General features: G+C 66.0%; 21 protein-coding genes and 1 pseudogene. 14 read left to right on the top strand and 8 right to left on the bottom strand.

Annotated features, from left to right (window positions below):
• Positions 1 to 153: 153 nt before the first annotated feature.
• Positions 154 to 1,056 carry a universal stress protein gene (locus FZP69_RS19750; RefSeq protein WP_152043071.1) on the bottom strand — a complete coding sequence of 301 codons (903 nt, stop codon included), beginning with the start codon at positions 1,054 to 1,056 and terminating at the stop codon, positions 154 to 156.
• Positions 1,057 to 1,262: 206 nt separating this feature from the next.
• On the opposite strand from FZP69_RS19750, the gene FZP69_RS19745 reads away from it, so the two are divergent.
• The 5 genes from FZP69_RS19745 to FZP69_RS19725 all read left to right on the top strand — a co-directional run bounded on the left by FZP69_RS19745 (position 1,263) and on the right by FZP69_RS19725 (position 7,252).
• Positions 1,263 to 2,189, top strand: coding sequence for a hypothetical protein (locus tag FZP69_RS19745; RefSeq protein WP_152043070.1), 927 nt, complete (start codon positions 1,263 to 1,265; stop codon positions 2,187 to 2,189).
• 1 nt (position 2,190) lies between these two features.
• Positions 2,191 to 3,900 (top strand): GMC oxidoreductase, encoded by a 1,710-nt coding sequence (locus FZP69_RS19740; RefSeq protein WP_152043069.1) that lies wholly within the window; start codon positions 2,191 to 2,193, stop codon positions 3,898 to 3,900.
• A 289-nt stretch (positions 3,901 to 4,189) separates the two neighbouring features.
• The gene (locus tag FZP69_RS19735; protein ID WP_152043068.1) at positions 4,190 to 5,434 is read left to right on the top strand and encodes a Zn-dependent hydrolase; all 1,245 of its coding nucleotides are present in this window, start codon (positions 4,190 to 4,192) and stop codon (positions 5,432 to 5,434) included.
• Between the two features lie 255 nt (positions 5,435 to 5,689).
• Positions 5,690 to 7,006, top strand: a complete 1,317-nt coding sequence (locus FZP69_RS19730; protein WP_152043067.1) for a hypothetical protein — start codon at positions 5,690 to 5,692, stop codon at positions 7,004 to 7,006.
• Positions 7,007 to 7,252: a hypothetical protein gene (locus FZP69_RS19725; protein ID WP_152043066.1), complete on the top strand. Its 246-nt coding sequence runs from the start codon at positions 7,007 to 7,009 to the stop codon at positions 7,250 to 7,252.
• A gap of 58 nt (positions 7,253 to 7,310) precedes the next feature.
• On the opposite strand, the pseudogene FZP69_RS23455 reads toward FZP69_RS19725, so the two are convergent.
• From FZP69_RS23455 to FZP69_RS19710, 3 genes and pseudogenes are all read right to left on the bottom strand, one after another.
• Positions 7,311 to 7,590 (bottom strand): annotated as a pseudogene (locus tag FZP69_RS23455) (zinc ribbon domain-containing protein); the annotation flags it as partial.
• A gap of 39 nt (positions 7,591 to 7,629) precedes the next feature.
• A complete protein-coding gene (locus tag FZP69_RS19715; RefSeq protein WP_240137722.1) occupies positions 7,630 to 8,535 on the bottom strand; it encodes an NADPH:quinone reductase in 906 nt (301 codons plus the stop codon).
• Between the two features lie 254 nt (positions 8,536 to 8,789).
• Positions 8,790 to 9,269, bottom strand: coding sequence for an RNA-binding protein (locus FZP69_RS19710; RefSeq protein WP_152043064.1), 480 nt, complete (start codon positions 9,267 to 9,269; stop codon positions 8,790 to 8,792).
• Positions 9,270 to 9,488: 219 nt separating this feature from the next.
• Here FZP69_RS19710 and FZP69_RS19705 point away from each other — a divergent pair, with 219 nt between their 5' ends.
• Together FZP69_RS19705 and FZP69_RS19700 are read left to right on the top strand one after the other, a co-directional pair.
• Positions 9,489 to 9,791 carry a DUF7562 family protein gene (locus FZP69_RS19705; protein ID WP_152043063.1) on the top strand — a complete coding sequence of 101 codons (303 nt, stop codon included), beginning with the start codon at positions 9,489 to 9,491 and terminating at the stop codon, positions 9,789 to 9,791.
• 159 nt (positions 9,792 to 9,950) lie between these two features.
• Complete coding sequence (locus FZP69_RS19700; protein ID WP_152043062.1) at positions 9,951 to 11,279, top strand: ribonuclease catalytic domain-containing protein; 1,329 nt, start codon at positions 9,951 to 9,953, stop codon at positions 11,277 to 11,279.
• A 446-nt stretch (positions 11,280 to 11,725) separates the two neighbouring features.
• Here the strand turns inward: FZP69_RS19700 and FZP69_RS22765 are convergent, their stop codons facing one another.
• On the bottom strand, positions 11,726 to 12,718 hold the full coding sequence (locus FZP69_RS22765) for a hypothetical protein (RefSeq protein WP_192918660.1): 993 nt from the start codon (positions 12,716 to 12,718) through the stop codon (positions 11,726 to 11,728).
• Between the two features lie 114 nt (positions 12,719 to 12,832).
• Positions 12,833 to 13,600, bottom strand: coding sequence for a hypothetical protein (locus FZP69_RS19690; protein WP_152043061.1), 768 nt, complete (start codon positions 13,598 to 13,600; stop codon positions 12,833 to 12,835).
• A gap of 127 nt (positions 13,601 to 13,727) precedes the next feature.
• Between FZP69_RS19690 and FZP69_RS19685 the strand changes: the two genes are divergently transcribed.
• From FZP69_RS19685 to npdG, 3 genes are all read left to right on the top strand, one after another.
• Positions 13,728 to 14,600, top strand: coding sequence for a TIGR01548 family HAD-type hydrolase (locus FZP69_RS19685; RefSeq protein ID WP_152043060.1), 873 nt, complete (start codon positions 13,728 to 13,730; stop codon positions 14,598 to 14,600).
• Positions 14,601 to 14,746: 146 nt separating this feature from the next.
• Complete coding sequence (locus tag FZP69_RS19680; protein WP_152043059.1) at positions 14,747 to 14,992, top strand: DUF7534 family protein; 246 nt, start codon at positions 14,747 to 14,749, stop codon at positions 14,990 to 14,992.
• A 64-nt stretch (positions 14,993 to 15,056) separates the two neighbouring features.
• On the top strand, positions 15,057 to 15,725 hold the full coding sequence (npdG, locus tag FZP69_RS19675; RefSeq protein WP_152043058.1) for an NADPH-dependent F420 reductase: 669 nt from the start codon (positions 15,057 to 15,059) through the stop codon (positions 15,723 to 15,725).
• A gap of 294 nt (positions 15,726 to 16,019) precedes the next feature.
• Here the strand turns inward: npdG and FZP69_RS19670 are convergent, their stop codons facing one another.
• Positions 16,020 to 16,793 carry a CehA/McbA family metallohydrolase gene (locus FZP69_RS19670; protein ID WP_152043057.1) on the bottom strand — a complete coding sequence of 258 codons (774 nt, stop codon included), beginning with the start codon at positions 16,791 to 16,793 and terminating at the stop codon, positions 16,020 to 16,022.
• Positions 16,794 to 16,897: 104 nt separating this feature from the next.
• Between FZP69_RS19670 and FZP69_RS19665 the strand changes: the two genes are divergently transcribed.
• A complete protein-coding gene (locus FZP69_RS19665) occupies positions 16,898 to 18,661 on the top strand; it encodes a Rieske (2Fe-2S) protein (protein ID WP_152043056.1) in 1,764 nt (587 codons plus the stop codon).
• Between the two features lie 183 nt (positions 18,662 to 18,844).
• Positions 18,845 to 19,051, top strand: coding sequence for a hypothetical protein (locus tag FZP69_RS19660; protein WP_152043055.1), 207 nt, complete (start codon positions 18,845 to 18,847; stop codon positions 19,049 to 19,051).
• Between the two features lie 165 nt (positions 19,052 to 19,216).
• On the opposite strand, the gene FZP69_RS19655 is transcribed toward FZP69_RS19660, so the two are convergent.
• A complete protein-coding gene (locus FZP69_RS19655; protein ID WP_152043054.1) occupies positions 19,217 to 19,639 on the bottom strand; it encodes a CoA-binding protein in 423 nt (140 codons plus the stop codon).
• Between the two features lie 180 nt (positions 19,640 to 19,819).
• On the opposite strand from FZP69_RS19655, the gene FZP69_RS19650 reads away from it, so the two are divergent.
• A complete protein-coding gene (locus FZP69_RS19650) occupies positions 19,820 to 20,161 on the top strand; it encodes a DsrE family protein (protein ID WP_152043053.1) in 342 nt (113 codons plus the stop codon).
• A gap of 101 nt (positions 20,162 to 20,262) precedes the next feature.
• On the top strand, positions 20,263 to 21,312 hold the full coding sequence (locus FZP69_RS19645) for a hypothetical protein (RefSeq protein WP_152043052.1): 1,050 nt from the start codon (positions 20,263 to 20,265) through the stop codon (positions 21,310 to 21,312).
• Positions 21,313 to 21,399: the final 87 nt, after the last annotated feature.

Below are 21,399 nucleotides of genomic sequence, written 5' to 3'. Positions count from 1 at the left end.
CGTCAGACATCCGCATGACGGCGGGCGGATCAGGGGGTGGATCGTCCTCGATTCGACGACGGCTCGGTGACGATCCGACCATGGACAGCCGTAGCTCGCCGGCGGAGACGAGTGCGCTGGCGGCCGGACGCCGACGCCCAGTCGCTCAGTCGCTCAGCCGCTCGTCTCGCTCCCCTCGTCCGCGACGGCTCCCGTCTCGCGGCGTAACAACACGGGCACCGCCGAGGAGCGGACGATCTTCGTCGTCACCCCGCCGAGCACGGAGCGACTGAAGTCGGTCTCCCCGTGGCTCCCGATGGCGACGAGGTCGACGTCGTGTTCCGCGACGTACGAGCGGATCTCCCGGTAGGGGCGGCCGTACGCGACGGAGCGGACGGTCGGCTCGACGCCGGCCTCGTCGGCGGCCGCGACCGCCTCGGACAGGATCGACTCCGCCCGCGCGTCGAGGTCGTCGCTCGCGACGACGGAGCGCACGTCGAAGCCGAGGCTCGCGGTCTCGACGACGTGCAGGAGGTGCAGTCCCGCGCCGACCTCCCGCGCGAGGTCGATCGCCGACGCGAGCGCCAGCCCCGCGGCGCGGCTGCCGTCCGTCGGCACGAGGATCCGCCGGGGTGGGTAGACGAACTCGACGTCGTCGTCGGGGGTGACGACCATCACGGGGACGGTCGCCGTGGTGACGACGCGCTCCGTGACGCTCCCGAGGAGCACCCGCGAGAGCCCCGTTCGGCCGTGCGTCGGCATGCAGATCAGATCGACGTCGTGCTCGTCGGCGTAGTCGACGATGGTCAACTCCGGGTCGCCCTGCAGCACCGTCGCGACGGTCTCGACGCCCCGCTCCGCCGCCCGGTCGGTCGCCGCGTCGACGACCTTCCGCCCCTCGCCCTCGAGCACGTCGACGACGCGCCCACCGATCCGGGTGAGGCTGTCCTGGTTGGTGTCCGCGACGTTGAGCACGTGGAGCGTCGCGTCGTGGGCGGCCGCGACGTCGAGGGCGTACTCGAGGGCGGCCGTCGCGGTGTCGCTGCCGTCGGTCGGGAAGAGGATGCGACTGTACATACCTCGATGTCGTCGCCTGGCGGGAAATATCGGCGGGGTGGGTCCACGGAGCCGAGAACGGTGGTCAGTCCTCCTGCCGCTCGACTCGTGGCCGACAGCGAACCGGCTCCACGCTCGACCGTGTGCGCGCTGCGACGTTCTCCACCGGCTGTCTGTCCGATCCGTCGTAAAAAACCGTATATGTCAGGTGAACAATGACTAGCGGTATGCACGAGGACCCCCGGTGGCGTCGGTTCCTCCGGCGAGTGGACGACCTCTGGGAGCAGGCGGCGTCCCTGCTCGGCTTCCGGCTCGACCCCGACCGCGACCTGCACACGGTGGTGACGTACCGCGCGGTGGTCGACGCGGTCGTCCCGGAGACGCCCGACCTCGCGGCCGACCTCGGGCCCGAACACGTGCCGGGCGGCCTCGCGGTCGCCCTCGACGACTTCCTCGTCGTCTACGTCAACGACCTGTTCCAGTTCGGGCTCCCCCACTTCGGCCCGCAGGGGAACCTCCCGATCGCCGGGCCGCTCGCCGCCGTGCTCGACAAGGCGGCCATCGCGCTCGTCGCCCGCGACGAGAACGACTCCGACCCCAGTCTCGATCGGGTGTACGCGCTGCTCGGCCCCGACGACCCGCCCCGGCGACGTGTGAGGAAACGGGCCGGACTCTTCGCGAAACTCTCGCGGCGCGACCGACTGCGCGCGATCGGCATCCTCGACGAGTTCGAGATCGAGGTCGAACCGTTCGCGGACACGCTGTTCGAGATCGACGCCGGCCTCGTCGGCCAGCTCGCCGTCGGCTTCGCGGAGATGATCTACTACAGCGAGTGGCAGGGGTACGACGAGTTTACGCAACCGCCGAGCCAGCGCGTCCACCCCAACCGCCCGAGCGCCGTCCAGAGCTGGCGACAGACGGACTTCCCCGGATACGCCGACGGCTACGCCGCGCTCCGGGGGTACGTCGGGACGGCCGAGAGTTCGCTGGGCGAAGGTGCGGTCTGGACGATCATCGACGCCGACGCGACCCCGCCCGTCGAGGTCGTCCGTGGTCCGGGGCAGTTCCGCGAGAACGACTACGACACGAGCGGGTACGAGGAACCGTTCCCGGAGACGGAGTCGGAACCGGACGCGAGCCCAGAGGTGAACTGAGATGGTCGCTGACCGCTACGACGTGGTCGTGGTCGGTGCCGGCGGTGACGGCCCCGTCGCCGCGTGGAAGCTCGCAGAGGCGGGCCTGTCGGTGCTCGTCTTGGAGGCGGGTCCATTCCACGGCAACGAGGAGTGGCCCAAGCCCCACGAGGAACCTGGCGGCGAGGCGTCGTCGAGCGTCGACGACCTCAGCGGCGAGCTGCTCGACGAGCAGTTCACCACGCGGGAGTTCGAGATGGTGAACAAGCTCGTCTTCGGCCCCGCCGACCACGAACGCGGCTTCTGGTTCCGGAAGTTCCCCGGCGACGGGGCGATCCTCCAGTGTGCCGGCGTCGGCGGGACGACGCTACACTACACGGGCAACCACCCCCGGGCGTATCCGGCGTCGATCGACGAGCAGGGCCACTGGCCCATCGACTACGCCGACCTGGTGCCGTACTACCAGGAGATCGAGGAGATGTGCGAGGTGAAACCGGCTCCGGTGACGGCCAAGGAGGAGCTGTTCTTCCGCGGGGCGGCCGCCGCCGGCTGGGAGCTCATCGACGGGCTGAACGTCACCGAACCGGGGTACCGACCCCAGCCGAACGCGATCCGACAGCCCGACGCGGCGCTCCACGTCGACGCGGGCTACGACGGCGACTTCACCTACCCCGACGTCGAGGGCGACACCCTCGCGCTGGGGAACATCGCCGGCAACCCCCACCCCCGTGGTGCGCCGTTTGAGGAGAAGGCAAAGCGGGCGAGCAACGTCAGCTTCGTCCCCGCCGCCCTGCGGACCGGGAACGTGACGATCCGGCCGAACGCGTTCGCGACCGGGATCGAGACGGCGCGGGCGCTGGGCGACACGCCACGGGCGACCGGCGTCAGGTTCCGGGACACGTGGTCGGGGTCGGTCGAACGGGTCGACGCCGACGTGGTCGTCCTCGCCGCGGGAGCCATCGAGACCCCGCGACTGTGGCTGAACGCGGACCTCCCACGAAACGAGTGGGTCGGCCGCGGGATGACGATCCACTTCGGGGACAACGTGATGGGGCTGTGGGACGCCGACGACCTCGACGACGCGCTCGGCAAGCCACGGATCGACCAGCACCAGGGCCAGGACATCGCCGCGCGGTTCGACTACCCCGGACTCGGGATGCTCCAGACCGTCGGTACCCACCCGGGTCTCGGCGCGATCCTCGGGTTCGGCACCAGCGCCTCGGGCTTCGCCTTCCAGAACGACCCGGCGGACGCGCCGTGGGACACGGTGGGCCGGCTCGCCGGACGGGAACTCAAGCGCCTGCTCGCGGGCTACCGCCGGATGCTACAGGTGCTCGTGGTGAGCGACGACCGCCCGCACGCACGGAACGGCGTGACGACGGCCCCCGGCGTGGCGGACGAACACGGGCCCGTCCCCCTCGTGAACTACGAGCCGAGCGAGGCCGACCGCCGACGGCGGGACCGGCTGGCGGAGATCGCCGCCGAGATCCTCCGGGCGGGGGGTGCGTCACACGTCCACCGCTCGGACTCGCCGCCGACCGCGCTGCACGTCCACAGCACGATGCGGATGGGGAAGGTCGTCGACGAGGCGTGCGAGGCGTACGACGTCGAGGGGCTGTTCGTCGCGGACCACAGCGCGCTCGCCAACTCCGTCGGCGGGGCGAACCCGACCAACACGGGGCAGGCGCTCGCGGCGCGGACGGCCGAGAAGATCGTCGACCGGTACTTCTGATCGGTTCCCGCCGAGATCTTCGGGAGCCGACCGCTGTCGTCCGCTGAAGACTGAGCACGGGCGCAGACAGGCGCTCCAACCAGGACCGACCACTCCCCGAACGTGTAGACGAGGCGAATTTTTCGCACCCGAGCGACCCGGTGCCGAGACGTGCTCCGGACGGCGCAGAACGATGCCGGCTCCTCCCGACCGATCCCCGTCTCGAACGAGCTTCGTCTGCCCGCGACCAGTGAGTCCGGGCCCCGACTGGCGTCCGAACAGTTATCGAGTTCTCCCAGAGATTGCAGGCATGCTCGAGATCGACGCCGACCGACTCCGCGACACGTTCGCCGACTACTCCGCGATCGGGGCGACGGACCGCGGTGGACTCCATCGACTGGCCCTCTCCGACGAGGACAAGGCAGTCCGTGATCGCTTCCGCGACGACGTCGAGGCGCTCGGACTGGCTGTCCGTGTCGACGAACTCGGCAACATGTTCGCACGACGTGATGGCACGGACCCCGATGCCGCCCCCGTGCTCGTCGGGTCCCACCTCGATTCCCAGCCGTCCGGTGGGCGATACGACGGACAGCTCGGCGTTCTCTGTGCGCTCGAGACCCTCCGTGCCCTCGACGACGCTGGTGTCGAGACGCGCCGACCGGTCGAGATCGTCAACTGGACCAACGAGGAGGGTGCGCGGTTCGAGCACGCGATGCTCGGGAGCGGTGTCTTCACGGACGTCGTCTCGACCGAAGAAGCGCTCGCGATCACGGACGACGACGGAGTCAGCGTCGGTGAAGCACTCGAACGGATCGGCTACGCGGGTGACGCTCCATGTGAGGCGCACGACGTCCACGCCCATCTCGAACTCCACATCGAACAGGGACCGACGCTCGAGGAACACGGGACGAGTATCGGTATCGTCGAGGGTGTGTACGGCATGAGCTGGCTCGGTGTAACGATCGACGGGGAAGCTGACCACGCCGGCCCGACACCGATGCACACCCGGACGGACGCGCTCGACGCGGCGACGGAGGCGATCGGCAAGATCCAGAAACTCCCGATGCGCCTGTCCGAGGACGCTGTCTCGACGGTCGGCCGAATCAGTGTCGAGCCCGATGCGATCAACGTTATCCCGACCAGAGCCACCTTCACCGCGGACGTTCGAAGCTACGACGACGACGTCGTCGAACGCGGGGTCGACGCGATCCGGTTCGAGGTCGACGCCGCGTGTGAACGCATCGGTGCGTCGTCCGAAGTCGACGAGATCTGGCGTATCCCTCACACCGAGTTCTCCGAATCGGTCTGTTCGACGGTCGAAACCGTCGCGGCGGAGCTCGACGTCTCGGCCGAGCGCATCGTCAGTGGTGCTGGTCACGACGCGAAGTATCTGAGCGATATCGCGGAGACGGCGATGATCTTCGTCCCGAGTGAAGACGGGAAGACCCACAACGAGGACGAGTTCACGCCGTGGGAGGATGTCGTCCGTGGGGCAGCAGTGTTCGCGAATACGACGCTCCGACTCAGCAGCGAACAACCAGATAAAATCCGATAACGAACGTACGGAGCCTTCCGTATGTAGAATTCTCGTTTCGAACTCACCCGAGATGCATCGGCAACGACGTACACACAACGTGTGAGAATAATTCGTCTCTGTACACGAGGGGGAGATCGTTCACTCGAACACCACCACCGACGTCTCGAACGGGGCACGGATACGGGGGAGGGTGTCGGCGTCTGGGACACCCCGGACTTCGCATCAATTCAGAAACATAATGTTATGGTATAGTGTATCATGGTATACGGTACCATGGATACGTCCGACCAACCAACCACATCCCGAGAGGAGGATGGGGTCAACCAGGCGGTGGTCGACCTGCCGACCGCAGTGGAGCCACCCTCTCAGCGGTCGTTCGTTGCGAAGCTCCTCGTGAACGACGCGGCGTATTCGGGACTCAGCTCCGAACTCACTGTCTCTATTCGAGAATTCGAGATGACAGTCGAACGAAGCCAAGCCGAAGGGGAACCGTGGGCGACTCTGGGACGAGAGTTACTGCAGACGGCGGTAGGTGACCTACGACGTGGCAACTTCAACGAGAGCTGGCGACACCTCCACGCTGCAAAGCGACTCGAGATTTACGGGCTTGAACGGATCGAAGAGCAAGTCCAGGATACCGATTCGGCATCAGACATCACCGACGAACGGGTAAAACCATCGTCGCCGCTCCAGGTCCGCGCTGCCACCGTTCGCGAGGAGGCTCTCGACGCGCTCGACGGCTGGCGGCGACAAGCGGTGGTCGACCTCCTCTGTGACGAGTCGGAGGCGCTGCGAGACGACGTTACCGCAGCGGAGCTCAGCGAGGCGAGTCGGATCCTCCACGAACAGTACGAGAGCACATACCTCGTCCGTAGCGAGTACCAGCGCCAATTCAACCAGCTCTTGTTCATGGGACTGCTGTCAGGTCTCTCACTGTTCGTGTTATCGTTGCTCGACTCGACTCTCGGTGACGCTCCTCTCGGATTCGCGGGCAGCATGGCCGCCTATCTCGAGACGCCTTTCGGGACGACCCCTCCAGACGTCACCGCAGTAGGATTCGCGGTATATGTCGCTCTCACGGGAGTGATGGGAGCATCGGTATCCGGGATATGGTCGCTCCGCAGGCACTCGGATCGGACACGGATTCCTCCTCAGATCAATCAGCGTACTATCACCACCGGGCGTGGGGCTATCGGCGCGGTCTCCGCACTGGTACTGTATTTTTTGCTCCAAACACCATTTTTGAGCGAAGGTACCACCATGGTTGACAGTAGCGCTCTGGCGTCGCTGATGATCGCCGTCGGGTTCGCTGCGGGATACTCCGAGCGCCTGGTGCCAGCGGCCGTCGCACAGGTCGCATCACTTTCGGACACTGACGAGACGGATGGTCCTGAAGAGATGACTCGTGGAGAGGCAGCGGAGATCTATGCGTTCATCTACAAATCAGTCGTCGGTACCGGTGCCGTCGTCGGAGGACTTGCGATCGCGATTTCGGTCGTCTTGGGCTCCCTTCCGTCGGTGGCCGTCTCACTCCTGGCAACGGCGTTCCTCGTATTTGCGTATCGGCGTCCTCCTGGGGGTGACGAATAGATGAGTCGTCACGGATTCATGATTTTCCAGATCGTGACCGAGATGATCGTCGTCTCGACTATACTCCTGATGCTCGGAGCTGACCTGGTCAGTTTCAAGTCACAGATCCTGGAATTCGAGGGAAGAGGAAGCGTCTCGGGAGCGCTCGGGGAGACTGCGATACTTCTGATAGTGGCTGTGCTCCTCGTCGTATTCGTGGCGATCGTGTTCGCGTCCATCGCCCACGGTCTCAGGTCCGACGGCTGACGTCCTCCCCACGGTAAACGGCCGGGCTCCCCGTGCGGTGGTTGGGATCTGCGTTGGTCTACGACACGACCTGTTCTCTCGTGTCGGTCGTCCCGCTCTGGTGGTCGACGTCTGTCGATGGCCGTGTCACACGGCCGTGACTCCTCCATTCACCGTGAGGACTCGGAGTTATCTGCTGTCCTGTTCTCCGCCCCGTTACGATCGGCGTCCCCGACTAACCCGCACGGCTGGCAGACGCACAGTTCACGATGCGTTCGGTCCGATGTCGGGTCGTCACCGCACCCCGAACACGTCTCCGAGGTGTTTCACTCGTCCTCTCTCGACACCTCGACACGACGGTGGAGAGGTGACGTGAGCACGTTCGAGATGGCTGTCGTTCACGCGCCCGGCTCTACGACCAGCTTGCCGACGTAGCTGTCCTCGACCACCGCACGTTGCGCCTCGGCGGCGTCCTCGAGCGGGTAGGTGCGTTCCACCTCGACGGTCAGCCGGTCGTCCGCGATCAATCCCACGAGATCGCCGAGCGTCGATCCGACATCCGGCGCGTTCAACCCGCTCACCGCCTGGATCGTGAGCTCCTTCACTCGCGAGAGGAAGGCAGTGCTCGTCTCGGGGAACTCGCCCTCGATGAGGACGAGCGTTCCCCCCTCGGCCACCACCTCAAGGTCGAGTTCGAGGTACGTCTCCGGCCGGTGGTCGACGACGAGATCGGGAGCTCCGACGTCCGCTACTGCGGTTCCGAGGTCCTCACGGGCGTAGTCGAAGACGTCGCCCGCGCCCAGGTCACGAACCCGGTCTCGTCGATCCGCTGCCCCCGCGGTGGCGATGACCCGCGCTCCGCCCAGTGCTGCGAGTTGCACGCCGATATGACCCACGCCGCCGCTGCCCCCGTGAAACAGAACGGTCTTTCCCGGCAGTGGCGACCCGTAGTGGACGACCGCCTGCCAGGCAGTCACGCCGGCGAGACCGACCGCAGCCCCCTCCACGAACGACACGTCGTCGGGCAACTGTGCAACGTTGTTAGCTGGCGCGAGCGCGTACTCGGCGTACGCCCCATCGACGCCCGTCGCACACACTCTGTCGCCGACCTCGACGGCAGTGACGTCCTCGCCGACCGCGGAGACGACGCCGGCGACGTCGAGGCCCGCTGTCGCCGGCAGATCGGTCGGGTACGCCCCCTCACGGAAGCTCACGTCGACCGGATTGACGCCCGCTGCTCTCACCTCGACGAGCACGTCGGTACATCCCGGTCCCGGACGGGGGACCTCGTCGACAGTAAGCACGCTCGGTCCTCCTGTGTCGTGATATCGAATCGCACGCATACGACCGTAATCGACGACGATCCGATTAATTGTGCCGGCGACGGCCTCGTCCGGGGGCAGCACTCGGAGGCGCCAGCAGCGCGCGCTGGATCGCCCGACCGAACCACCTGTGGCCTCCGTGCACACCGGGTCCTGTGCGTCGTCTCACCGAGCGGAACTCCGCACTGGTCCGGAACGTGACGGGATGCGAGACCGAACCGGACCGCCTCCCGATCCTAGATCGACAGCTCGAACAGGTCGTCGCCGACGTGGTGGACGCTCTCGACGACTTTCCCCGAGTCGCCGAGCATCTCCGACCCCGGAACCAGGGCTCGGCCGATGGCGAGCACCTTCCCGTGGGTCTCCTCCGCGATCGCGACGAGGTCGCCCTCGGCGATGTCCTCGTCCGCGTCGACGATCCCGGGGCGCATCACGTCCGCCCCGCTGGAGACGAACGAGACGGCACCGGCGTCGACCGTCACGACGTGTTCGGTCGGCTGGTACGCGTTCGCACCCGTGACCGTGAGCGACGGGTCGCCGTCGACGTACATCACGGCGGGCGACCCGTCGACGAGGACGACGTCGAACCGCGTCTCGGCGAGTTCGACCTTCTCGAACGTGTCGCCCGCGAGGTCGACGCCCGTCCGCGTCTCGACGGTCTCGCGCAGCTGGCGGATCTCGTCGCTACGGAGGTGGTGGCGAGACTTGACTTTCATGACCGGTGGTGGACTCCCCGCGCCGATAAATCGACCGATACGGTGTGTCGTGCCGCCGAGGACGGACGCTCCGGCGACTCCGGGACGGACGTCGACTCGCCTGGGTCCGGACGCCCGAACTCTGGCTCCGAGTTCGCGACCCTGCTCGACTCGTGCGCGTGTGCTCCGCGTCAGACACGGCTGACAAACGCTAAGTAACCCCCGTTCGTGGTACCCCTCATGTGGCGTTCCCGGACGAACCGGGACCGAAAGACGGTCGTCTGCATCGCCTGCGGGGAGTCGGTCCTCCGTGCCGATGCCCGCGAGTACGACAAGGAGGGCAACCGCTGGGACCGGCACGGCAAGGAGTTCGAACACCTCTGCAAGGAGTGTTACCGGGAGCTCTGTCACCAGCCCCGCGAGGACCTCGAGTCGCTCCTCCTGGGGATCGAACAGGACGGACTCGCCCGGGACGAGTTCCTCGATCGGTACTTCGCCGCCGTCGAGAAGCGGTACGGGTCGGCCGAGGAACGCGATCGGTAACGCGATCGGTCCGTGGTCTTTCTCCCGCTGGTCGTCGCCGGGACGACACCGACCCGGTGGCTGGTCCGTTGGCTCTCCTCGCGGGATCGGTCGTGTTCGCTCCCTCCCCTTCCGTCCTCCCCCGACACGACTAACTACCTCTCCCTGTTACCTCACTGCATGTCGAACGAAGATCAGGCGTACGCCGGGACCGCCGAAGGACAGGGCCCGGTGGAGATCGACGCCGAGGTCGCCCGCCACCTCAAGAACAAGCGGGAGGAGCTCTTCGAGGAGTTCGAGCTGCGGGATCAGTTCCCTCACGCCGTCCTCCGCGAGGCCGAGGAGCGGACCGAAGGCGTCCAGGCGGAGATCCAGGCCGAAGTCGACGAACGGCAGGACCTCCGCGACCTGACCACGTGGACGACCGACCCGGCGGACGCACAGGACTTCGACGACGCCATCTCCATCGAGAAGGGCGACGAGGAGTACACCCTCTGGGTCCACATCGCCGACGTCACCCACTACGTCCACCCCGGCTCGGAGATGTGGGCCGAGGCCGTCAAGCGGGGGAACACCGTCTACCTCCCCGCGTACACCGTCCACATGCTCCCGCCGATCCTCGCGGAGACAGTCTGCTCGCTCGTCCCGAACGAGGACCGACTTGCACACACCGTCGAGATGCACATCAGTCGCGAGACGCTCTCCTTCGAGTCGGTCGACATCTACAAGTCCGTGATCAACTCGAACGAACGGCTGACCTACTCGCAGTGCGAGAAGCGGCTCGACGACGAGGACGCTCCGTTACACGCGGAGAACGTTCTGGCCTTCGAACTCGCCGACCAGATGCACGAACAGCGCAAGGAGGACGGCTCCTTAGTACTGAACCCGAGCCGCGACCGCGCCCACACCATCATCGAGGAGTGCATGCTGAAGGCGAACAAAGCCGTCACGCACGAACTCATGTGGGGTCGCGGCGTCGAAGCGATGTACCGTGTCCACCCCCAGCCGACCCCCGATCAGTGGGACAAAGCCCTCACGGAGATCATGGAACTCGACGGTGTCTCCATCCCCGGTGCCTCGTTCGACGATCCCCGGAAGGCGGTCAACGCGGCGCTCGAGGAGGCACCCGGCCGGGCGCTCAACAAGATCCAGCGCGCCGTGCTCCGGGTGATGCCCCGGGCGAAGTACATGAACGACCCCTTCGGCGGCCACCACGCGCTGAACTTCGACATCTACGGCCACTTCACCTCCCCCATCCGACGGCTCTCCGACCTGATCAACCACTGGATCGTCCACGAGAACGACGTCCCCGAGGACTTGGTCGAACTCTGCGACCGGGCCTCCGACCGGCAGAAGGACGCCGAGACCGCAGAACGCCTCTACAAACAGTTCATGGAGGAGATCGGTCTCGACCCCTACGCCGTCAACAACCGCGGCGTCGTCACCGTCGACGACGAGGGGAACGTCGTCGACGACGAGGGACTGCCACCCGCCGACGACCGCGCCTGACCGGGCGACGACGCGACTCCGAGTCCTCGGACACACCGTCGCGCCGGTTCGGTCGACTGTCGGGTCGACGAACAAGAGCCGATCGCTCGACTCGCCGTCTCACCGCCGAAACGTCTTCACTGGCGACCGGTACGAGTCGTGGAGAGGCGCGGCTGTCCCGGTGAGAACGGCCGTGAGCCGTGACGCCGCGCCGCGTCCGGATCCGTGCCGCAGGGACCGTCGGTGCTCACGGCGTCAGTGCCGTCGTGGACGCCATCGACAGCGCGACCGTTCCTGCCGCCAGAAGGACGAACACGAGCCGGTCGCGGAGCGTGAGCGTGTCCATGGCTCGTGCGAGCCACGGCTCGTATTTGAACCTGCCCCCGTGAATATCAGTGTTGAAATCGAAGACAGTCGGTCAGCGCGCACTGTCTCGACGTCGGCGACTTCGCCTGCTCTCGTGCCGACTACGAGACGTCCTCGTAGAGGTCGTCCGCCTCGACGTATCGGTCGTCGGCACGCTCTCTGAGTGCGTCCATGACCGACTCCAGCTCCTCGCTGCCGACGTCGTCGGCGGCGTCGGCGGCGTCGTCGAAGAAGTCGTACGCCTCGTCGAAGTAGTCGCGCGCGCTCTCGGCCTTCTCCTCGGCGTCGTCGTCGTCGCCGTCCTCCTCGTCCTCGTGGGCGTCTTCGAGGTCGTCGAGTCCCTGCATCATGCGGTTGAGGCCCGAATCGGCGTCCCTGAAGACGGCGCGTACGGCGTCGAACCGCGAGACGGTCTCGTCGTACGTGTCGTCGTCGAACGGTTCGGCGGCGGGCACCGCGTCGGCGTCGACGTCGTTCTTGAGCGTAGTGATGCCGTCACTGGCCCGCTTCAGTGTCGTCTCGAACCGCGACTCGGCGTCCTCGACCGCATCGATGTCGTCCGCGAAGGCCGCCCGGACCGCGTCGAGGCGGTCGACGGTCTCGACGGCGTACGACTGGACCAGCGCCGACTGCGTGAGGAACTGCTCGGCGGTCCGGAGGTCGGTGACCGTCGCCTGCTGGTCGTCGGTCACCGCCGCCGTCTCGGCAGCCATCAGTTCACGCTGGATGGTGTCGATCGAGAGCAGCACCGTCCGGACGTCGAACTTCCGACTCGTGACGGAGACCTCGGTCAGCGTCCCGTCGTCGTCACCGGTGTACGCTTCGACGCTCTCGACGAACGCGGACTGGACGCGGGAGATCGCCTCTGCGCCCGCGTCGATCGCTTCTTCTGACGGGCCCGGCTCTGGCGTCTCGGTCGGTTCGGGCGTCTCGGTCGGTTCGGGGGTCGGCGTCGGCTCGGGTGTCGGTGTCGGCGTCCGTCGGGGTGATCCACCTTCGGTTCGGACTGCTGCTGCGGCCTCGGGTCGCTTCGCACCCAGACACCCGGCGGGGAGGAGGGCAGCGAGCGCCACGAGTACCTGGCGTCGTTGCATACCGGATGCACAAGCTATCAGATGTTAAATGTAACGGGTCGTATAACCGTTTCTTAGGGCTATCAGACGCGTATGACGCGTGTCTGACTCATAATTCTTATCTGTCAATAACGCTCAGAGTGCCCGGCTCGCACGGCGACTCCGGCTGCCGGCAGTCGTGCGCTTCGATCCGGTGCCGAGTCGCTGGTACGCCTCCGTCGCGACGCCGAGCCACAGGACGAGCAGGGCCGCGCCGCTGACGACGCCGAGGACGAACTCGACGCCCGTGGGGAGGAGATACGAGAGGCTCGCACCGGCCACCACGAGCGTCGCGGGGGCTACGAGCGCGAGCGCCGCGGTCACCAGTTCGACCCGGGCTGCGGCGGCGCGCTGCCAGCTCGTCTGGAGCGCCGTGAGGAGTCCGACGTCCTCCGCCGCGAGGACGCTCGGGACGAGCAGCAGGTGTCCGGCGACGACGACGCCCGGGATCACGAGGAGGACGGTCCCGAACGCGACGGCGGCGACGACGACGACGCTGCCGACGAGCACGGCGATGGTTGCGGGGACGACACGGTGGGTGAGACACTCGACGGGGTCCGTCCATCTGGACTGGGAGCGACCGAGGAGGCGACGACTACCGACGACGACGGCGAACGCGCCGACGAGGAGGGTGACTCCGGCGAGGAGGGTGGCCACTGCGGGGCTGACCGGCAGGACGACACCGTACTCGGCGATCTGTCCACCGGCCGGGAGCGGTGTCCCGGCGGCTGCCGTGAGGACGGTGTTCAGCGCCGCGTTGAACGCCGCGAGTCCGAGTGCGGACGTGGCGAACAGTGCGACTCCCGCGGGGGAGACGACCCGTCGGGCACCCGAGACGACGAGTGTTCGTGCGTGGACTGACATCGTCTCGAATTCACCCGTTCCGGCTGTATAACTCTGCGTGCGACGCCCGTCAGACGTCCGTCAGCGACGCGGACGAGACGGGACGAATCCGAACCCACTAAATCACTCGCGCGCCCCAGCGACACGCATGCAAGTCGACGCGGTCGTTCTCGACATCGACGGAGTCCTCGTCGACGTCGCCGACTCCTACCGGCGAGCGATCGGCGAGTCCGTCGAACGCGTGTACGACGAACCCGTCCCGACCGACGCGATCCAGGCGTTCAAAGACGCCAGTGGGTTCAACAACGACTGGGACGTCACGTACGCGGCCGCCCTGCTCGTCCTCGCCCAGCGAGCGGGATACGAGGGCGACGTCGAAACGTTCACCGACGCCATCGCCGACGCCGGTGGCGGCCTCGCTGCCGCCGAGTCGGTCGTCGAGCAGGCGCTGGACGGCGACGCACACGACCGGGTCCGCACCGCGTGGGACACCGACCGACTCAGAGACGTCTTCCAGACGCTGTACCTCGGCTCGGACCTGTACCGCGACCTCGAAGGGGGCGATCCTCCGTTCGACGCGCCGGGCTACATCCACGACGAACCGATCCTCGTGGCCGGGCGCACCCTGGAGACGCTCGCGGCGGCGTACGACCTCGGCGTCCTGACCGGGCGACCGGCGGCGGAGGCCGACATCGCCCTCGACCGCGTCGGGTTCGCGGTGCCCGACGACCACCGGTTCACGATGGACGACTGGGACGAGGGGAAGCCCCATCCGCGGGCGCTCGTGACGCTCGCCGAACGGTTCGACGCGACCCGCGTCGCGTTCGTCGGTGACACGCTCGACGACGTGCGCACCGCGGTCCGGGCCGACGAGACGGATCCCGACCGCACGTACTACGGCATCGGCGTCCTCACCGGCGGCCTCCGCGGAAGCGACGGTCGCGGGAAGTTCGTCGCCGCAGGGGCCGATGCGGTGGTCGAGACGGTCGACGACCTCCCGGCGCTTTTCGGCGACGTCTGATCGGGTGGCCGACGGCGGCCCTTCACCATCGGAGGTTCGCGTCGACGCGGCTCTCGCTCCCGACACGGCCCTCGTTCCCGACACCGGAGGCGACGCCAGCACCGACGCCGACGGAGCTTTGCTTGCTGCTCCCCACGGGAACCACTATGGGCCGCTTCCCGACGTACGTCGTCACGATGCTCGCCCTCGACCTCCTGGGCGTGTCGCTCGCGACCGGGCTGTTCGCTCTTGGTACGACGGCACAAACGTACGCGCTGGGCGTCACCCTCGTCGCTGCGCCGCTCGTCGCGTACTGGCTGGTCTACCGCGACGGCTTCGCGTCCTTCCAGCTCCGGCGACTGCTGGGTCGTGGCGCCGACGGGGACGAGTCGGACGCACGGAGCCGAGAGTGAGACACGGCTCGACCAGCCGCGACCGTCACGCAACGCTTACCTCCCGTCCGTCCTCCCACCATGCATGCGCATCGCACTGCTCGGTGGAACCGGCGACATCGGTCAGGGTCTCGCACTCCGGTGGGCGTACGACACCGATCACGAGATCCTGGTCGGCTCGCGCGACCCTGACCGCGCCCGCGGGAAAGTCGAAGAGTATCTGACCGAACTGGACAGCCGCGGCGTCGAATCGAGTATGAAGGGCTTCGCCAACGAGATGGCCGCCGACCGCGCCCGCGTCGTCGTCCTCGCGGTCCCACCGTACCACGTCGGCGACACCGTCTCGGCGGTCGCGGAGTCGCTCTCGGAGGGCGACATCCTCGTCTCGCCGGCGACGGGCATCAAGCGCGACGACGACGGCTTCCACTACCACCGCCCCGGCGCCGGCTCGGTCACACAGCTCGCCGCCGACGCCGCGCCCGACGGCGTCCACGTCGTCGGCGCGTTCCACAACCTCCCGGCCGGTCGGCTCGCGGACCTCGACGCCGACCTCGGCATCGACACGCTCGTCATCGGTGACAACCCCGACGCGAACGACATCGTGACGCGGCTCGCCGAGGAGATCCGCGGCCTCCGGGCGCTCGACGCCGGCGGCGTCGCCAACGCGCCGGAGATCGAGGCGCTGACCCCACTCCTCATCAACGTCGCCCAGCACAACGACGGGATGCACGATCTCGGCGTCAGATTCCGGTAGTCGACGGGAGCCGAGAGTCGTGCCCCGTGCCTCGCGACACCGGGCCGTCGCAGTTCACGACGCTCGTCATCTGCCGACGACTCACGGGCCGAGACGGCTCGGCTCGCACTCGCGCTCCTCGGACCCGACTGGCGAACTGTCGGCATGGATGCCGCCACGACGCGTCGTGCCGCGCTCCGCTGCCCACGCCGTGTGATCCTCACGTCACGCGGCGTGTGGCCGCGGCTTCCGATGTAAACATTCGGAGTGCAGTGTCTCCGGTAGACGGGGTGGAGGACGGTTCGGTCGCGACGGTCACCCGGACAGCGGCGACAGACGATAGAGGAGTCTGGCGGTAGTGACCGCGCCGCGGGCGGCGGTCCGGCCGCTGGCGAGCGCACCCCGCTTGGCGTAGTAGCCGCTCTTGCGGCCGGCGGCGATCGTGTAATGTTTGGTGCTGACCCGCACCGGCGTCCGTCGTCCCTCGACGCTCGTCGACCCGTTCCTGATCGCGTCGAGGACGTGGTCGGCCGTGAGCTCCTCGCGGGTGAGGCCGTCGAGTTTGATCTCGGTGTACGCACGCCCGACGAAGCCGACGTGGTGCGCGTCGCTGCCGGCCACGCGGGGATAGCCCTGTTTGTCGGCGAACCGCCGCGCGCGGCGGTTCTTGTACCCCGTGAACAGCCAGGAGTTGTACACCTCGACCGCGTCGGCGTCGGTGAAGTGTCGCTTGCGGACGCCGTGTCGGGAGCGCTGGAACGGGTGGGGGACGATCGCGACCCCACCACGAGAACGAACCCACTCGACGGTCTCGTCGAGTGGTCGTCGACGGGGGGGAAGCTCCTCGATGCCCAGCGCGAGCAGGTGGCCGTGTTTCGTCGACACCTCGACCCCCGGGATCCCGACGAGGCCGTACTCCTCGGCCATGGCGGCAGCGTCGAGCGACGCGTGGATCACGTCGTGGTCGGTGATGACGACCGCGTCGAGACCGATGTCCGCCGCGTGCTCGAGGATGAGGTCGACGGGGTCGTGCCCGTCGTACGAGGCCTCGCTGTGGACGTGCGGATCGATGCGGACGGTCAGTGACACGTATGAGAGTTGGTCCCGACCGGCATAAGCCTCCTGTCTGAGCGTGTCGGCTGTTACTTCGTCTCCCGTGAGAACTTTGACCGTGGGGCGTGTTACCGGGGGTGATGAGTACGAGTCCTCCCCCGCACGCCCACGAGGTCGGCCCGCTCGACGAACTCCGCGACGAGGGCCGCCGCGTCGTCCGCGTCGACGGCCGCGCCATCCTCGTCGTCCACCACGAGGACGAGGTGCGCGCCGTCGACAACCGCTGTCCGCACATGGGGTTCCCGCTCGCCCGCGGCACCGTCGACGACGGCGTCCTCACCTGTCACTGGCACCACGCGCGCTTCGCGCTCTCCTGTGGCGACACGTTCGATCCGTGGGCCGACGACGTCCCGTCGTACCCCACCGAGGTTGTCGACGGGGTCGTCTACGTCGACCCGAACCCGAGCAACGATCGCCCGCCCGCGGAACGGTGGGCCGAACGCCTCGACGACGGTCTCGAACGGAGCCTCCGGCTCGTCGTCGCCAAGTCGGTGATCGGCCTCCTCGACGCCGACGTCGCTCCCACGTCGCCTCTCGAAGCCGGCGTCCGGTTCGGGGTACGCTACCGCGCCGACGGCTGGGGCCCCGGCCTCACGATCCTCACGGCGATGGCGAACGTCCTCCCCGACCTCGTGGTCGAGGACCGCAAGCGGGCGCTGTACCAGGGGCTCGTCGAGGTTGCCGACGACTGCGCGGGCGAACCCCCCCGGTTCGACCAGGACCCGTTCGACGACCGCGACGTCTCCCGCGACCGCCTCGCCGACTGGCTCCGCGACACCGTCGAGGTGCGCGACGCCGACGGGGCCGAGCGGTGTCTGCGCACGGCCATCGCCGCCGGTTACGTCCCCGAGGAGGTCGCCGGCCTCCTCCTCGTCGCCGCGACCGACCACCGCTACCTCGACGGCGGCCACACGATGGACTTCGTCAACAAGGCCTGCGAGGCGCTCGACCACGTCGGCTGGGACCACGCCGACGAGGTCCTCCCCGCGCTCGTGACGAGCCTCACGGACGCGACGCGCAGCGAGGAACTGTCCTCGTGGCGTCAGCCCGTCGACCTCGCGGCACGGCTCGACGAGACGTTCGACCGCCTCGACCACCTCGCCGACGAAGGCAGGGGGTCGGCGTGGGCCGAGCCGGACGGCTTCGTCGAGACGCTCCTCGAAGACGACCCCGACCGGGTCGTCGAGACCCTCGAAGACGCGATCGCGGCCGGTGCGACGCCCCGCCAGCTCGCCCGGAGCGTGGCGATGGCCGCGGCCACTCGCGTCGCGCAGTTCTCGACCGCGAACGAGTTCTCCGACTGGAACACGGTCCACCACACGTTCACCTACGCGAACGCCGTCCACGCGCTCGCCCGGCGCGTCTCGGACGTCGACGGAGCCGTCTCGCGGGCCGCCTACCGGGCCGTCTTCGACGGTGCGGTCAACGTCTACCTCGACCGCTTCCTCAACAGTCCCCCGGCACGGATCCCCGACCGGGGGGACGAGAACGCGGACGTCGACGCTCTCCTCGACGCGCTGGACGACACGATGGACCGCGAGGGTGGCGTCGACGAGGCCGGACGACTCGCCGCCCACGCGCTCGACGCCGGCGGCGACGTGGCGACGCTGAAGCAGCGACTGGGAGCAGCGCTGGTCAGAGAGGACGCGGGCTTTCACACGTTCCAGGCGCTCGAAGCCGGCTTCGCGCAGGCCGACCGCCGCGAGGGGGACGAACGCCGCGTCTGTCTGGTCGCCGTCGCGCGATACCTAGCGGCACACGCCCCCACGCGCCGCGAGCGCGAGCAGACGTTCACCATCGCGTCACGGCTCCACCGCGGCGAGACCATTCACGGCGAGGAGTAGTCGACGCTCTCGCGACGGACAGTCACCGGGAGGAGTCAACGAATCCAGATGTCTCCCCGCCTGTTGTCCGAAACCAGCCACTGTTGCCGTGCGAGATACGAGGCGCGAATCGGTCAGTGACTCACAGCGCATGATGGCAAGCCAGATTTATATGACTCGTTGAACAGTTTTCGCCTGGGGACCATGATAGGCGAGATATTTGAGGGACTATTCGATATCGTACTGGAATTCATCCCCGATTTCGTGTGGGGGTTCTTGTTTGTGGTAGCAGGAGTTGCGTCAACGGTAATCGGTGTGATGATTGTTGGTGAATCAATGCAGTTAGGTGGAATACTAGTCATCGTCGGTGTGTTGCTGGTGGCCAGTGTACTGTACGCGTGGTATCGATAGTTGCCAACATACATCTATGATCTCACGACCCTCCTAACGCCTCGTAAGTCAGGTCATTGGCATCGCTACATACACCCTCTGTATGTGTCACTCCGTTACTGACAGAGACTGAGTAGCTGGCAAAGGTGCTGCTGTATACAGGGCGCAAGTCAGTCACTCCACGACTCAGTCCATAGGATGACGAATCAGTTGTCCGTGTTCGACCTTCATACACCGGTCTTGGACGACTTCAATTCCGTTCGCTTCCGCTTTTTGAACCGCATCATCGTTTCGGATTCCGGGTTGCATCCAGATTGCCTTCACGTCGTCTCGATCGAGCGCCTGTTCGACGATTCCAGGAACCTCATCGCTCGGCCGAAAAATCTCGACAATGTCAATGGGTTGGATAACGTCGGCCAAGGAGTCGTACGCTTGGATGCCGAATATCTCGTCGGCGGTTGGGTTGACCGGACGAAGTTCATATCCGTGGCGCTGAAGATACGCTGGCACGATGTGTGCTGATTTTTCGTAGGATGTCGACGCCCCGACTACGGCGACGCGATTGTATCCAAGAATCCGACGGAGTCCGTCGGCGTCTTCGATGGGCATACATCCGTTAGCAAGAGACAGAAAATCAGTGTGTCGGCGGAAATCCAGCCCCTTTCTTCAACTAACTGCGCTACGACCGACCTATCCTCACTCCACATCGGCGGCTCTGATATCCTAGCCCCCACCTTCCAATTGTGCGGCGTCGAAAACACTTACCGACACCCCACTGATGAACGCAGTATGAAGACCGTCTTTCACCTCGCAGATGGAGACGACGACATTCAGGACGCAACGATTCGGTATGCCGGAGGAATCTTCGACGACGACTCCGTGGAGATCGATGCCGTTGCAGTCGTGGCAAACGCCTCTGGTATCGACCTCGTTCGAGCGGACTCCACGTACGCCGAGGATATCGCTGAACTGTCCAAAGGCGACGTTCAGTTCATCGCGTGCGAAAAGTCGATGCAGGCAGCAGGATTAACAATCGACGATATTCATGACGCAGCTGAGACAGCCCCGACGTCAGTCGGTGTGCTGACCAGACTACAAGACGAGGGGTATCGCTACATCAAGGTCCCGTGATTGACTAGCTCCAGAGAATCGTACACGCAGTGACACGGCTGTTACCTAGTTCGACCGGTGTCTGCACTACCTTTACTTGCCTCTCTCGTAAGAAACAGACAATGCTGTACGACCACGTCGCTAATCTCGAACTCCAGATTGAGGAATATAGTCTCGAACAACTCGAGCGAGACACGTCTAGTGGTTTCACCCGAGCAACGACTCTCGTCTCGTTACACGGCAATGGGAGTACTGGACGTGGCGAGGACGTCACGTACGACAACGAGGCACACGACACACTTCACGACGCCGAAGCGGAATTTCCCATCACGGGCGAATACACTCTCGGCGAGTTCTCGAACCAACTATCTGAGATTGATTTCTTCTTCGGTGACGAACCGGGACAGTCAATTTTCCACAATTATCGGCAGTGGGCATTCGAGAGCGCTGCGTTGGATCTTGCACTCAAACAGGCCGATACGAACCTCGCCGAGCAACTAGGGCGTACGTACGAGCCCGTCCGGTTCGTCGTGAGCACGCGTTTGGAGGAGCCACCAACTGGGGATCGAATCATCGATTGGCTTGAGCGAGATCCCGAGTTGGAGTTCAAACTTGATCCGACCTCCGAGTGGACCGCTGAGGTTATCGAACGGCTTGCAGCGACTGATGCAGTCCAGACGCTCGATCTCAAAGGCCAGTACCACGGGACGACGGTCGACCAACCAGCTGACCCGGAATTGTACGAACGGGTTCTTGAAGGGTTTCCCAGCGCACTTATCGAAGACCCGGAATTGAACGAGGAGACGCGATCACTGTTCAATGGAGCAGAGGCACGCGTAACATGGGACTACCCAATTCGAGGAGTTGAGACGGTCGAGACTCTCCCATGGGAACCGGAATGGCTCAACATCAAGCCGTCACGATTTGGGTCGGTTCAGTCACTCTTCGACACGATTGATTACTGCCGCGAACACGATATACAGATGTTCGGCGGTGGCCAGTTCGAGTTAGATGTCGGCCGTGAGCACATCCATGCGATTGCATCGCTGTTCTATCCAAACGCACCGAACGACGTCGCTCCGAAGGCCTACAACGACCCAGAGCCGAGCGCTGACCTCCCGTCGAGTCCACTCATGCCCCCAGTTACCCCTTGCGGGATTTCTTGGGAATAGGACGGATTGAACAGGCTTCGACCAGTCAAACCGCCATCCTTCAATTGTGGGAGCTTAATATCAGCATGCCAAAGCAGATAAAAATAC

Source organism: Salinigranum salinum (genome assembly GCF_009176545.1).
Lineage (GTDB): Archaea > Halobacteriota > Halobacteria > Halobacteriales > Haloferacaceae > Salinigranum > Salinigranum salinum.
This window is presented reverse-complemented; position numbering and strand designations above follow the sequence as displayed.